The 14,982-nt window shown below is 28.9% G+C and carries 13 protein-coding genes; 4 read left to right on the forward strand and 9 right to left on the reverse strand.

Features of this window, described 5'->3' with window-relative positions; all coding sequences use genetic code 11:
* Positions 1 to 23: 23 nt before the first annotated feature.
* The gene (locus B2P65_RS13505; RefSeq protein WP_346880293.1) at positions 24 to 2,039 is read right to left on the reverse strand and encodes an ATP-dependent helicase; all 2,016 of its coding nucleotides are present in this window, start codon (positions 2,037 to 2,039) and stop codon (positions 24 to 26) included.
* Positions 2,040 to 2,198: 159 nt separating this feature from the next.
* On the opposite strand from B2P65_RS13505, the gene B2P65_RS13510 reads away from it, so the two are divergent.
* Both B2P65_RS13510 and B2P65_RS13515 read left to right on the forward strand, forming a co-directional pair.
* The gene (locus B2P65_RS13510; RefSeq protein WP_346880294.1) at positions 2,199 to 3,677 is read left to right on the forward strand and encodes a nicotinate phosphoribosyltransferase; all 1,479 of its coding nucleotides are present in this window, start codon (positions 2,199 to 2,201) and stop codon (positions 3,675 to 3,677) included.
* Positions 3,678 to 3,712: 35 nt separating this feature from the next.
* Positions 3,713 to 4,090: a hypothetical protein gene (locus B2P65_RS13515; RefSeq protein WP_035131395.1), complete on the forward strand. Its 378-nt coding sequence runs from the start codon at positions 3,713 to 3,715 to the stop codon at positions 4,088 to 4,090.
* A 142-nt stretch (positions 4,091 to 4,232) separates the two neighbouring features.
* Here B2P65_RS13515 and B2P65_RS13520 read toward each other — a convergent pair whose 3' ends face one another.
* The 3 genes from B2P65_RS13520 to B2P65_RS13530 form a co-directional block, all read right to left on the reverse strand.
* Positions 4,233 to 4,445, reverse strand: coding sequence for a hypothetical protein (locus B2P65_RS13520; protein ID WP_035131397.1), 213 nt, complete (start codon positions 4,443 to 4,445; stop codon positions 4,233 to 4,235).
* Between the two features lie 193 nt (positions 4,446 to 4,638).
* Positions 4,639 to 5,238, reverse strand: a complete 600-nt coding sequence (locus tag B2P65_RS13525) for a hypothetical protein (protein ID WP_346880295.1) — start codon at positions 5,236 to 5,238, stop codon at positions 4,639 to 4,641.
* A gap of 61 nt (positions 5,239 to 5,299) precedes the next feature.
* On the reverse strand, positions 5,300 to 5,911 hold the full coding sequence (locus tag B2P65_RS13530) for a CoA pyrophosphatase (protein ID WP_346880296.1): 612 nt from the start codon (positions 5,909 to 5,911) through the stop codon (positions 5,300 to 5,302).
* Positions 5,912 to 6,085: 174 nt separating this feature from the next.
* Here B2P65_RS13530 and B2P65_RS13535 point away from each other — a divergent pair, with 174 nt between their 5' ends.
* Positions 6,086 to 7,342 carry a D-alanyl-D-alanine carboxypeptidase family protein gene (locus B2P65_RS13535; protein ID WP_346880297.1) on the forward strand — a complete coding sequence of 419 codons (1,257 nt, stop codon included), beginning with the start codon at positions 6,086 to 6,088 and terminating at the stop codon, positions 7,340 to 7,342.
* A 218-nt stretch (positions 7,343 to 7,560) separates the two neighbouring features.
* On the opposite strand, the gene ppaX is transcribed toward B2P65_RS13535, so the two are convergent.
* The 5 genes from ppaX to B2P65_RS13560 form a co-directional block, all read right to left on the reverse strand.
* Complete coding sequence (gene ppaX, locus B2P65_RS13540) at positions 7,561 to 8,190, reverse strand: pyrophosphatase PpaX (RefSeq protein ID WP_346880298.1); 630 nt, start codon at positions 8,188 to 8,190, stop codon at positions 7,561 to 7,563.
* A gap of 6 nt (positions 8,191 to 8,196) precedes the next feature.
* Complete coding sequence (locus B2P65_RS13545; RefSeq protein WP_346880299.1) at positions 8,197 to 8,928, reverse strand: hypothetical protein; 732 nt, start codon at positions 8,926 to 8,928, stop codon at positions 8,197 to 8,199.
* A 118-nt stretch (positions 8,929 to 9,046) separates the two neighbouring features.
* The gene (locus B2P65_RS13550) at positions 9,047 to 11,314 is read right to left on the reverse strand and encodes a VIT and VWA domain-containing protein (RefSeq protein WP_346880300.1); all 2,268 of its coding nucleotides are present in this window, start codon (positions 11,312 to 11,314) and stop codon (positions 9,047 to 9,049) included.
* A 132-nt stretch (positions 11,315 to 11,446) separates the two neighbouring features.
* Positions 11,447 to 12,388, reverse strand: a complete 942-nt coding sequence (locus B2P65_RS13555; protein WP_346880301.1) for a dipeptidase — start codon at positions 12,386 to 12,388, stop codon at positions 11,447 to 11,449.
* Positions 12,389 to 12,484: 96 nt separating this feature from the next.
* Positions 12,485 to 13,477 (reverse strand): WG repeat-containing protein, encoded by a 993-nt coding sequence (locus B2P65_RS13560; RefSeq protein ID WP_346880302.1) that lies wholly within the window; start codon positions 13,475 to 13,477, stop codon positions 12,485 to 12,487.
* Between the two features lie 257 nt (positions 13,478 to 13,734).
* Between B2P65_RS13560 and B2P65_RS13565 the strand changes: the two genes are divergently transcribed.
* Positions 13,735 to 14,952: a 6-phosphofructokinase gene (locus B2P65_RS13565; RefSeq protein ID WP_346880303.1), complete on the forward strand. Its 1,218-nt coding sequence runs from the start codon at positions 13,735 to 13,737 to the stop codon at positions 14,950 to 14,952.
* Positions 14,953 to 14,982 lie beyond the last annotated feature (30 nt).

Genomic DNA, 14,982 nt, shown 5'->3' on the forward strand with positions numbered 1-14,982 from the left:
TGGAACGAATCTACATAACTTTTCTATTCCTCCAAAACCTCTATAAGCCCATTGGTTACAAGGACATCAAAGTCAAATTTTCTCTCCAAATCAGAAAATTTAATAGAGATATTACTTTCTTCTAAGGCTGTTATAGTTCCTGTTCCATAGAATTTATGGGTTACAGTTGTTCCAACCTTAAATTTAACTCTTTCTAGTATCTCTTCTTCTAGCTGGCACTCACATAGAAATTGAGATTTATTTTTCTTTTCACCTCTTATAAATTGAGGGAAAAGAAATATTAAGTTGTTAATAGCTCTAGTAACTCCTACATAAAATAGTCTTCTCTCTTCCTCTATATCATTATTTTTATAGGGAATAGCTCCATCTACTGTGTTAATCATAAATACCGTATCAAATTCCATTCCCTTAACACCGTGAATAGTACTAAGAATTACGCCTTCATTTTTATCCTTATTTCTAGAGTTAGCTTTCTTTGTTTCCTCTTCTACAGTATTTACATGTTCTAAGAAGTCTTTAATAGTTTTAAATCCCTTCACGCTTTCTTTAAACTCATTTAACACATTTTCTAAATCTTCTATGGAAAATTTATATTTCTGTGCATATTCCACCAGATGTTTATGATACATTAAGTCTCCTATAATAAATTCTACGGCAGAAGGTAGTGAAATTCTATTTAAGCTAGAAATATCCCTTTCGAGTTTATCTAATATTTTTAATTGAAACACTGGAGTACTATCTAAGTTTTTTAATTTAGTAAAGATACTGCCTAAGCTATTGCTCTTTTTAACTTCTTCTATACTATTTTTACTTATATACCTATAGGGTTTATTTATTATTCTAGTAAAGCTATCCATGTTTAGAGGATATATGCTTAACTTTAGATAAGCTAATATGTCTTGGCATATGAAGTGAGAGAAAAAATTATATTGTCTATCTAGTAAGGTAAAGGGAATTTTTTTTCTAATAAAACTATCAATTATACTTCTACTTTCTATATTAGTTCTATAAAGCACTGCAAAGTTATTAAAGTTATTATCTTCACTTTCCCTTACCTTAAGAATATAATCACTTATATATGTACCTTGAGCTGTTTCATCACGAACCCCTTGAGCCTTTATTATTCCATCATCAGTTTTGTTGGCTCTGATATCCTTTGAGGTTCTAATCTTATTATTTTTTATAGACTTCATAGATAATCTTACTATATTTTGCTTTGACCTATAATTTGTAGATAGATATAAGGTTTTACCTTGTTTAAATATATCTTTAAAGTCTACTATATAGGTTGGATTAGCTCCTCTAAAACTATAGATACATTGGTCCTCATCCCCTACTACAAATAAGTTATTATCCTTATTTAAAAGCTTTAATATGTCCACTTGTACATCATCACTATCTTGAAATTCATCAACTAATATATGTTTAAATTGATTTTGATATGAATTTAATATGGAGCTATTCTTAATAAATAAATCTCTACACATTAACTGTAGATCTTCAAAGTCAAGGAGGGATTTTTCCTTTTTATAGGATTCATAGAAATTTACACAGTTTTTTAAAAGCTCTTTATCAATTTGATTATTTCCATCTCTATTATATTCTCCCTTGCACTTATAGATAGATATGGCATTTACATATTCCTTAACTCTATCTTCACTAACATCCTCCACATAGGCTGTTAAAAAGTTTTTTACTACTCTATAACTTTCAAAGGGCTCTATTATATTAATTTCTCCATAATAGGATTTTAGTATTTTATAGCAAAGTCCATGAAAGGTTCCAAAGAAAGGACTTACCTTATTCTTATCTATGGCTAGGAACCTATTTCTCATATTAGTTGCTGCTGCCTTGGTGAAGGTTATTATAACTATATTTTTAGGTGATATGTTTTTATGATTTATAAGCTCATAAACTCTATTTACAATAACTACAGTTTTCCCACTTCCAGGACCTGCACTGACTATTATATTTTCATTTGTACAGTTAATGGCTGTTAACTGTTCTTCACTTAAAGTGTTATTTTTGTTTCTTATCATAATATAAATCTTTCCTTTTATATACTTTCAATTTAATAATATTACCATATTATTTGTCCATATACTATAGAAATGAAAGTTTTCTTATGGTACGATATATAGGATGTAAATGTTAACCTATGGAGAATTTATGGTTTATATAAGTGAGGAGAACTAAAAATGGATACAATTACTAGACTTGACCTAAGAAGCCAAAGAAATCTTACCATGTTAGTAGATTTTTATGAGCTTACAATGGCTAATGGTTATTTAAATACTGAAGCAGATGATACCATAGCTTATTTTGACATGTTTTTTAGGAAAATTCCTGATGGTGGTGGCTACTGCATAATGGCAGGAGTTCAACAATTAATTGAATATTTAACTAATCTTAAATTTACTGATGAAGATATAGAATATCTAAAAAGTAAAGATTTATTTAGTAAAGAATTTTTAAATTATTTAGCTAACTTTAAGTTTAGTTGTGATGTATGGGCTATTCCAGAAGGTACCCCAGTATTCCCTAATGAGCCACTTGTAACTGTAAGGGGTCCAGTGATGGAAGCTCAGTTTATAGAAACTATGATACTACTAACAATAAATCATCAAACTCTAATTGCTACTAAAGCAGCAAGAATTTGTGAGGCTGCTAGTGGTAGACCTGTAATGGAGTTTGGTTCTAGACGAGCTCAAGGCTATGATGGTGCCTTGTATGGAGCTAGAGCTGCAATTATTGGTGGATGTAATGCTACTGCTTGTACTATGGCAGATGAATTATTCAATGTGCCTGTAACTGGAACTATGGCACACTCTTGGATTCAGCTTTTTGATAGTGAATATGAAGCTTTTGCTGCATGGGCTAAAACTTATCCAGATAATACTGTACTTTTAGTAGATACATATAATGTTCTAAAATCAGGTATTCCAAATGCTATAAAAGTTTTTGATGAAATCTTAAAACCTATGGGTAAAAGACCTAAGGCTGTAAGAATTGATAGTGGCGATATTGCATATCTTTCTATAGAAACTAGAAAAATGCTAGATGAAGCTGGCTATGAGGATGTAAAAATCACAATTTCAAATTCCTTAGATGAATTTATAATTAAAGCTGTTCTAGAAAATGGTGCTAAAATAGATAGTTTTGGTGTTGGTGAAAGATTGATCACTGCAAGAAGTGAGCCTGTATTTGGTGGCGTTTATAAGCTTGTTGCTATAGAAAAAAATGGAACTATTATCCCTAAAATTAAGATAAGTGAAAATGTAGAAAAAATCACAAATCCAGGGTTTAAATCTCTTTATAGAGTTTATGATAAGAAAACAAATAAAGCTATTGCAGATTTAATTGCTTTAAATGATGAGAATTTTGATAATAACAAGCCTTTGCAGTTGTTTGATCCTAACTACACTTGGAAGAAAAAAAGAATTAAAAATTATAATATAAAAAATCTCATGGTACAAATATTTGATAAGGGTAAATGTACTTATGAAAGTCCTTCTGTAATGGAGATAAGAGAATTTTGTAGTAAAGAAAAAGCTAGTCTATGGTCAGAGATAAGAAGATTACAAAATCCTCATCAATACTATATAGACTTATCTAAAAACTTATGGAATTTAAAAGAATCATTATTACACGAATACTCTTCAATATATGAAGAATAATATTAATATACTATCTATGAAGGGTATGATATCTATTGAATAAGAAACTTAAAATAAAAATTTCTAATGATGCCTTTGATTTTATTATTAAACTACTGGAATTTCATGATGAATATGATTGTATAGCATTAAAGGAACCTGAAAATGGTGGATGTTGTAAAAATTCTAAGGTTGATATAATCTTAGATAATACCATTAACTACAATGTTATTGAAGATATACAGGGGTTAAATATTGCTTATAGTGAAGATTTATCTAGCAACTTTAATGAAATAATTATTGTACTGAAGAAAGATTCTCTCTACTTAAAGGCAACACCTTCGTTTACTAATAAATCTAAGGGATGCGGTGGATGTGGATCAAAGTCAAAGGATTGCACATCATGTTCAGGATGTAGCATGAAATCAAAATAGTTAATAAAAAATCTCCTAGCCTAGGCTAGGAGATTTATATGTTTACTGAAATATACTAAATAACACACTTGGATTAGTTTAATTTGGTTGGAGCTTAATATAGATATTATGTTATAAAAAATCTATATTAAAAACAATTTAATTATAAGTAGCTGTCTTTGTATAAAAGAGATATAGGCAACGACTTATCCTCCTTATATAAATCATAATCATAGAGATTTTTTATTTTGCTCCCCTTGCTGCTAAGCTCTTTAAAGGGGCACTTATTATTATTTTCAGCCCAATTATAAAGGGCACAGTCCTTTGAACACTCTACATACTCATCATAAGTTGATAAAAAGTCACACTTAACCAAGCATAACACCCCCAATAAATACACATTTAATACCCTAAATTATAAATGAGAATTTTCGCAAAATAAAGTATTTTTAGTAGATTTATTGCAGGATTTTCTATATTTGATGATTTTCAAATATTTTTAAAATATAATTATAATATTTTAAAAAAAGATAAAATCATACTACCATTGCTAAAATATTTATTAAAATTTACCCTATGAAAACTACACTTATGTCAATATTTATATTTTTATGTCCTACATTTCTTTGAGTATTATGGATATTCAAATTACTATCTTCTTTTTTTGCTATATGATTTTTAAGGTTAATAATCTTTTCACTATCAATATTCATTATTTTTTCATATATAGGAAGTAGCTCATTAGGAATCTTACTATTTAAGCCTATATTAATGACTGCTATTTTTTTTATTCCATAAATACAACTTAACAAATCTTCATTGTCAGTGATATAATGAGAAAATTCAGTGAACTCGTCCAATAAGTGGCTACAACCATATAAATCTAGTTCGGATATAGTTGAGGGTCTTTTTTTGCCCTCTTTGAAATCTAAATTCCCTATTTCATTATTTAGTATGGTACCACCTTTTTCTATGACAGCTCTTTCTAAGTTTAAATCATTTAACTCTAAACAATCATCTATTCTTACCTGAGTTCCAATATCTATATGATACATAATAAAATTTTTAGCTTCTTCCTTAGATCTGACAAGAATACTGTGAATACCAATTTCCTCAAGTTTATTCATCATATCTTGTATTAATATGCTTACAGAAGTTTTATTTACCATACATATTACACCTCCTAAGGCAGTTAAATATTTTCTTTACTTATTTATATGGATGTAATTACTATTTTATGATATCAATGAAAGATTTTATAATGTGAGCTGTAAAACCCCAGATTACATAATTATTCCATTGATAAAAATATTCATCTAATACCCCCTTTGAAAATTTATAATCTTTACCTCCGTTTATTAAATGAAAGGGAAATCCATCTTGATTTATTGGGCCAATATCCATTTTATATAGTAATGGTTCTGTATCAATAAAAAATTTTATTGGTACCTTAAATATATGATCAACTTCACTTGTATTAAACTTAATGATATTTGTATTAAGTTTAGCGATATAGGGACGCATTATCATGTGGTATGGTGATAAAAAATAATCCATTTCACCAATAACTTCAAAATCTTCTTTTTTAATATTCATCTCTTCCATGGTTTCTCTTATTGCAGCATCTCTAAAAGATTCTCCTTCTTCAACCTTTCCACCAGGTAGACAAACATCTCCAGGCTGACTATTTAATTTTTTAGCTCTAACTTGAAAAATTATATAAACCTCATCATCTATAACCTGTAAAAGAATCATCACTGCTGTTTTTTTCATAGGTTGTATAGATGTGGACTCCCTATCTTTAAAAATATCATTTATTCTATCAATATTTATATTTGTCATCAGTTCACTGCTCCTTCTAAATATCTTATATATAGCATACCACAATATTAGATAATAAAAATATAACATATTATTAATAACATATTTTTTCTTTGTCCTTGTTGAAAATTACAGTAAATGTTATACTAGATAGGACTTATTTAATTCTAAAATATAAAATTGGAGAGATGACTTGTGAAAAAGAGAATTTTATCATTATGGGTATTTTTTACTTTAGTATTTACCTTTTCTTTCTCAACTATAGCCATTGCAGAAACTCAACCTGAAATCGTTGGTACTTCTGCTATTGTTATGGACTTAGAAACAAAGGAAATAATCTATTCTAAAAATATCGATGAAAAGAAACAACCAGCCAGTATTACTAAGCTGATGACTGCTTTACTATTAGCTGAAAATAAAAGTAAAACCGATTTACTTACTTATCCAGCTGCAGCCTTAAAAGAAGAGCCTTATTCTTATGGACTTAATGTTCATCCAGTAACTCCTGGAGATACATTTACCGGTAAAGATGCTATGGACATACTACTTCTTTATTCAGGTAATGATATTGCTTATATGGTTGCTGAAAATGTTGGTGGAACAAAGGAAAAGTTCATTACAATGATGAATGAAAAAGCTAAAGCTTTAGGTATGACCAATACTAATTTTGTAACACCTAATGGCCTTGATGATAACACTGATGATCACTATACTACAGCATATGATTTATCCCTATTATTAAATGCAGCTTACGGTAATGAGTGGATTAGAGAAACTATGTCTAAAAAGGAATCAGAAGTAAAATCTACTAATGGACCATCATCAATAGTTGAAAATAGAAATAAACTTATAGGTGTAGATGGAAACATTGGCGGAAAAACTGGTTATACAGAAAAGTCTGGAAGATGCTTAGCAGCTTTATATCAAAGGAATGGACATACTTTAGCAACGGTGGTATTAGGTTCAGATTATAATTTTCCAGTAGACACTCAGGTTTTTGAAGATACTACAAACCTAGCCAATTATGGCTTCAATGCAGAAAAAGAAATCTTCAAAGCTAAGAACACTGAAATTTCAGAAGTTACTATGGAATATAAAATTTTACCTCTTATAGGACCTAAAAAAGCAATTAAAGTTCCAGTTACTATTCATGAGGATATTTCATTATATCCAACAGACTTAGAACCAGAATTTAATTCTGAAGTAGGTAAGATAAATATTTGGACTTTAAGTAAAGATAAATCTATTGGTAAAGCTACTGTTAATATAAAGGGATATGAAAAACAATATGATATATATTCTGGACTATCCAATATGGATATAATAAAAAGTAATATTCTTTATTATGTATTAGCTCTATTAGTATTAATAATAATAGCATCTTTAGTAATACTAATAATATCTAAAATAAACAAAAAACGTAGAAAAAAAAGAAATCGTATATATAGATAGCTTTAAAGATTCCCTATGTTAATATTAATCATAGGGAATCTTTTCATGTTCAAACATATGTAAATATTTGTAATGTTACATATGTAGCTTTTTTTATATTTACTAAATAATTTTATTTATCATAATAAGTTAAATTTAAATTTTACACTTTTTTATTTTACCATTCTCAATTATGACAATGATACTTATGATTATTTTTACAGTAAAAACCTATAATATTAAATAAGCTTTATAATGTCTTCAATTTTATCTATTATATAATCAGGATTATGTGCTTTAATCTTTTCTATATTTAGTGCAGTATAATTTACTAGGCAAGTTTTTGCTCCTGCATTCTTTCCGCATAATATATCATTATGGCTATCTCCTACCATTATAGTTTCACTCGGGTTAACTTTTAAGACTTCACAAGCTTTTAACACTGGTTCACCATCTGGCTTATGTTTCCTACTATCTTCTGGAGTAATTATTACATCAAAATATTTCTCTAAGTCAAAACAATTAAGTCCTCTTAAAGCCGTTCCCCTTTTCTTAGATGTAACTATTGCTAATTTTAATCCCTTATCTTTTAGCTTTAATAGCCCATCTTCCACGTGATCATAAGATTTTATGTATTTATCATGGCAATTAAGACAGTATCTTATGTATTCATCAACTAATTCATCAGCTCTCTCTTTATCATATTCACTCAATACATCCTTAAGTGGTATACCAAAGGATTCTACAATTTCCTCCTTTCCTATATTTAATCCTAAATAATTATTTAATACATAATTAAAGGAAGTCAATATTAATTCATTGGTATCTATTATTGTACCATCTAGGTCAAACAGTATTGCTTTAATCATATCTTTCTACTCCTTATTTATAAGTAATTTTAGCGGTATGTACCACTTTGAATAACTAAATCCATGGTTATCTCTATATGCACCCTTTATATCCTTCACCATCACTGTAGCTCTTTTATTAATATTGCTAATTATTCCTTCATACAATATACCTTTGTATTTAAATTGAACAACTTGTCCTTTAACAAATGAGTTATTTATGGTCTTATTTAAGGCATCGTTACTCTTTAATATTTCATGATAACTACTTGTATGTCCAAATAAATTAAAGGCTATATTTTTAAATCTTTCACCTTTACAATTAGAGCTTCCATACTCACTAAATTCTATGACATGGCAAAGCTCATGCTCTAAAATAAGCATAAGAGCTTCTAGTGCATCCTTAGCTTCTATTCCACATACAAATTTACTTCTATTATCTTCTATATATTCTTTTATGACTCTATTACTTATTCTAATCTCATAGGTACATTCTCTTCCTCTTTTTGAAAAGATAGTCTTTCCACCACTTGAAGTCATCCTATTGGATAAGGATACTTTAATACCCTTTGGTATAGCATTTACTAAATACCCCTTTAATACATAACCATCGTATATATTTATAAGGTTAGAAATATTTTCTAATGTCAAAATATCTATAGAATTTAGCACAATAATTTTATGTCTTCTGCAAAAATCTTTCTTTATAAAATCTCTCATATTCACTTTATCATTTTTGTTAACTTCAGTGTCAATCATTAAGTATGTACTACCTTCCTTAAATAGATTTTTTCTATAAAAATACTGAGCATGCATTATAATTATATTACATGCTCAGCGCTTATCTAATATTTAGAACATTTTAACACAGACTAACTTAATATTTTATTGATTTATATATAAGTCTGCTTAATTGATCTTTTTCTTTTGCACCTTCTATACTTCTTAATATTTCCTCATTAATCTTACTTATATCAATATTTAATTCTTCAATATGACTTTCTAAGGAATTTATTGCATTTAAAAGCCTTGTCTTTTTATTATCTTTAACTATTACCTTATCTGCAAAAGATTTAAGAGCAACATATGTGGAGATTAATACATCTTCATTCTCTACAAATTCTTCATGATTTTCCACAAGATATACTACAGCTTTAGTTAGTAGATTTTTATATATTTCTATACCTTCACCGTGGTGAGTAAAAGCTACTATACTTCTAGCAGTATATATAACCTTATCTATTTTAGCATCCTCTACAGATTTACCAAAGGCACCACTTGCTAATTGTTGTGTTGCTAACACACGTAGGAATTCTGATTTATCTATACCCTCATCCATTAAATTTTCTAACTGCAATTCATCTAGACTTTGACTATAGTAGAACTTCGGAGAAATTATATTTGTATCACCCTTATTGAAATCTATGTTAACTGGTAAGAATTTTCTCATAACTCCTCCCAGTACAGGTTCATAAATTTCTTCTATTAAAATAAAGGATGTTTCATCACTTATAATTCCAATGTCAGTAGATAACTCTATAATCTTATTTTTCATAGCCTCATGAACTTCTCCACGTTCATAGACGATTCTATTCTCTAAAGATTCTATTCTTTTCTTATACCAAACCTTTTCAATTAAATTTGCATTAACCTCTAAGTCTAATTTAGTTAGAACTATTCTTCGTTGTATTCTTCTATCTCCAACCATACCATTAAGAGTAACAATACCTTCTAGATTCCCATCCATCTTAGCAAATATTGAAAATGGTTCTCCATCATACATATATTCTATGGTTCTAGGGTAAGTTTTCTCAACCTTCATTCCACCCCAATCAATTTCAATATCTGTTATTTGTAGTCCTCTTATTCTATTGAACTGATTTAAGATTACATCTTCTATTCTAATACTTCTATTAATAAATTCTGCTTTTCCAAAGGTAATTCTTGCTATTTTATTGATGAAATAGGTATTAACAGAGGCATCTATTCCAAAAGGAAAAATTCTGCTTCCTACGCAAGTTTTTTCTACATAATCAAGGATATCTTTCTCATCATCCACTACGTCATCAGTAAATAAAATGATAGTATTTTCTTCTCCCTTATCTTCATTTAAAAAGGCATATTTTATTCCATCAAATATATTAGCATCATTTTCACAAGCTAACTTATCTATCCACTTAGATGCTTCCTTTAAATTTTCATCATTAAATTCAACTCTTCTACTCTCTGAAAAATGCTTTAGGGTGTCACCCATAGCAACTATGTTAAAGGTATCACCTTTATATAAATTTCTAAGACATAAGTGTAAAGCAGTTTTAGCCTCCTTTAACTTATCTCCTTCCATGGATTCTGATATGTCTATAAGGAATATATAGTTTCCATTTTTCTCTTCTACATCCTCTTCAATTTCAGGTAGAAATCTCAAATAAACAATTCCATTGTCTTCGCTATAATTCTCATATATAATTCCACTTGTTTCACTGGAATTTTCCTCTAAATAAATTGTCATAGCACTATCCAGAATTTGCTCTTCACCATGAAGGGTTATTTTGTATAAATTGCTCTCATCATCCTCTTCTTCTTCTACCTGAATTTTATGAGTATTACAAGAAAATTTAGCACTTTCAAAGGTCTCTACTAATAGATTTAAAGATAATTTATAGTCTTCTTGTTGACTTTGTTCTTCATTATATGGATTTTCTGGAAGTACAATCTTAGGTATAATTAACTTAAGCTTGGAATGTTCATATACTAGCTCTTCAATATAAGAGATCTTTATAACTACAGTTTCACCTTTTAAAATTGTTCCAATTGACATTTTAAAATAGTTGTTATTTAGTTCTTCTAATATAAGTTTACTTCCTGAATCTTCTCCAATATTTTCATAAATTTTCTCTATTTCTTTTTTATCTTCTACTTTACCTTTTATAACACTGCCACCTATATTTGCTTCAAAACCTGAAATAACAGCAGTATCTGGTATAGGGAAGGTATAAATTCCTTTTACATCATCTTCACCTATATTTTCATAAACATGGCTAATTGTAAATTCAACAAACTCTCCACAAATATTACCGTCTATATCTACCTTTTTTAACAATATTTCTCCCTTAGAAATATTGTTCTGTAACTTTTCATATTCCATAACCTCACTCCTTTTATGTTATCTACATTTCCTTCAGAAGGCGTTTTCCTCCTTCTGAAGGATAAATTATTATCTAGGGACTTAGCCATAGTCATATAATTTAATATAAAAGTTTCTATAAATTATATTGTACTACATAACTTCTTTTATTACTCTCAAAGCATTCCTATATAATATTTTTTCTATATGACTTTCATGATATCCTTCTTTTTGTAATGCGGTTATGAGTTTATCTATCTCTCCCATATTACTAATTTCTAGGTTTTTAGGATTTATTCCATCAAAATCACTACCAAGGGATAGTACATCTATACCCCCAACATTACAAATATGATTTATATGTTTAACCATATCTTCAACAGCACTTTTACTTCCGCCTTCTATTAAGAAAGATTTTTCAAAGTTGATGCCAGTTATGCCCCCCTTTTCACTGAGAGTTCTAATCATATCATCAGTTAAATTTCTGCTGTGATTACATACAGCTCTACTGTTTGAATGTGATGCTACAAAAGGTTTCTTACTATATCTTGCCACATCATAGAACCCTCCATCGGATAGGTGTGAAACGTCAATAATCATGCCTAGCCTATTCATTTCTTCAAGGGTTTCTAATCCAAAGGTTTTTAACCCTTTATTTCGAAACTCTTCTCTGCAATTTGGATAACCTATACTATTTTCATAATTCCAGGTTAATGTCATTAGTCTAACTCCTAGGTCATAAAAATTTCTTAAATTCTTAAGAGAGCCTTCTATAGCTTCACCTTCTTCAATGGTCAAGAAAGCTGATATTTTATCCTCCTCCTTATTCACTTTAAAATCCTCATAATTTTTTGCTACAGATATTTCATGATTATTTTTTTCTAATTCTTCATAAAATTTATTTAGCATATCCATGGCTCTATTAAATGCCTTAGGATGCTCATTAAGATCAATAAACAAGGCAAAAAATTGTGCTAAGGAATTACCTTTTGTTAATTTTTCTAAATCAATAGCTAGATGATTTCTCTTTAATTCCATATCCTTATTATCTATTAAATGACAAATTGTATCACAATGTAAATCAATTATACTCATATTATATCCCCCTTAATTCTAAGACTATATCTTCTATTAAATTACGAATTTACAAGTTATTTATTACCATAAATATTAAAATTCTATCCCTATTATCTATATTATAAATTCTCCTTCTTTATTTATATATCCTTCTTTTTCATCTATTATAACCTTACATATTCCATTGTAAAAGTTATCTACTTCATGAAATTTAGGCTCTATAACTATATGACCTTTTAAATCTACAAAACCCCACTTCTCGTTAATTTCAACAGAAAATAGACCTTCACTGTACTCAAGAACATTATCATACTCTATAGGTATTATTATGTTCCCATTTCTATCTATAAATCCATATTTATCTTCTATGGAAACTGCTGCATAATCTGTATTAAAATTATCTGCCCAGCTGTATCTTTTTTCAATAACAAAGTCACCAGAATTATTAATATATCCCCATATATTATCTTGGGATACAGCTGCAAGGCCATTAAGAAATTCGTTAGTAAAATCAAAATTTCCTTCTATCTTTATATTAAAGGTTTCATCCACATATACATTTTTACCTTCTAATCCCACATTTGCTAAACCCTCATTAAAATTGTTAGCATATTCATATATAAATCCGCTAATACACTGACCTTCCCAATTTATATATCCATAGTTCTCACCTTTTCTAACTATAGCGAGGCCATTCTCTTCAAACTCATTAGCTTCATCAAAGGTAGGTGATATAATCATTTTGCCATGTCTATTGATATATCCCCACTTTCCTAATATTTTCACTGCTGCAAGTCCTTCAGTGAATCCTTTTCCTTCTTCATATTTTACTTTTATTACCTCATTGCCTTGTAAGTCTATATATCCATATCTATGGTTTAACTCAACTAAAGCCATGCCTTCATTAAAATAATTTATATCATCATATTTGGGAGCTATTATGTAATCTCCTTGTCTATTGATAAAACCACATAATCCATCTATCTCTACAAAGCCCATTTCATCCTCAAAGTCATCGGCATAATCAAAAATAAAAGGAACTATAGTTTTTCCATTTTCATCTATATAACCATATTTATTATCTAATTCAACGGGATACATTTTCATAATCTTTTCTCCTTTGCTTTTTAAATATATGAATATTATACCATTTATACGAATAAAAAGTCTTATATTATCTTAATTAAAGATAACCTATTCTATATATTTAACTATTTAAAAACTATTATTTCATACCTTATATATTATTAATACAATGTCTATTTAATTATACTAATTGTTAGTAATTATAATTTATATTATAATTAAAAAGATGTAATAATAAGTGTAGATATCTCTACACAATACAAAGGAGTGTTAAATATATGAAAAATTGTATAGTAGCTCAATCTGGTGGTCCTACATCTGTAATAAATGCCAGCGCAATGGGAGTATTTAAAGCAAATGAAGAACTACACTATTTTGACAATGTATATGCAGGAATTAACGGTATTGAGGGAATTTTAAATGAAAATATAATAAATCTTTCTCAGATTGACAGTGAAGTTATTGACAGATTAATTTATACACCATCTTCAGGACTTGGATCTTGTAGATACAAATTAAAAACCTATGAAGATAACAAAGAAGAATACATAAAACTTTTTGAGATTTTTAAGAAGCATGAAATTGATACTTTCTTCTACATTGGCGGAAATGATTCCATGGATACAGTTCATAAACTTAGTAACTATGCAAAGGAGCATAACCTTCCTGTAAAATTCTTTGGAGTTCCTAAAACTATAGATAATGACCTTCCAGTAATGGATCATACTCCTGGTTTTGGAAGTGCTGCTAAGTTTATATCAACTATAGCCCTAGAAAACAAATTAGATGCTAGTGTTTATACTGCAAAAAATGTATTTGTTATAGAGGCAATGGGTCGTGATACAGGATGGCTAGCTGCTAGTTCTTGTATTGCTACATTGAATGGAGAACCAGTGGTAGATTTAATTTATCTTCCTGAAGTTGCCTTTGATGAAGCTAAATTTTTAAAAGATGTGGCTAAAAAATTAGAAGTAAAAAATTCTGTAATTATAGTAGTTTCTGAAGGAATAAGAACAGCAGATGGTACTTTCCTTGGCGAAATGGGTGGTACTGGTCTAGATAAATTTGGTCACGCTCAATTAGGTGGAGTTTGTAGTTATATCAAAAATGTAATCACTGAAAATGGAGTTTGCAAAAAAGTAAGAGCCATAGAACTTTCAACTATGCAACGTTGCGCAATGCACTTTGCTTCTCAAACTGATATTGATGAAGCCTTTAATTGTGGATTTGCTGCATTAAAACACTCTACAGAAGGTGAAAGCGGTTATATGATAGGTATTAAGAGAGTTTCTAATGCTCCATATAAATCAGAAACCTTTGCAGTGCACACTTCAAAAGTAGCAAACTCAATAAAATATTTCCCTAAGGAATGGATCAATGAAGAAGGTAACAATGTAACTAAAGAAGCTTATGAGTATACACTACCTCTAATCATGGGAGAACCAAAAATTCAATACGAAAACGGTCTTCCAAAATATGCTTTCATAACAAAATAGTATTAACAATTTAATTTGCCTATATTAAAA

Origin of the sequence: Clostridium sp. UBA3061 (genome assembly GCF_002367465.1) — a bacterium.
Taxonomy (GTDB): Bacteria; Bacillota; Clostridia; order Clostridiales; family Clostridiaceae; genus Clostridium_J; species Clostridium_J sulfidigenes.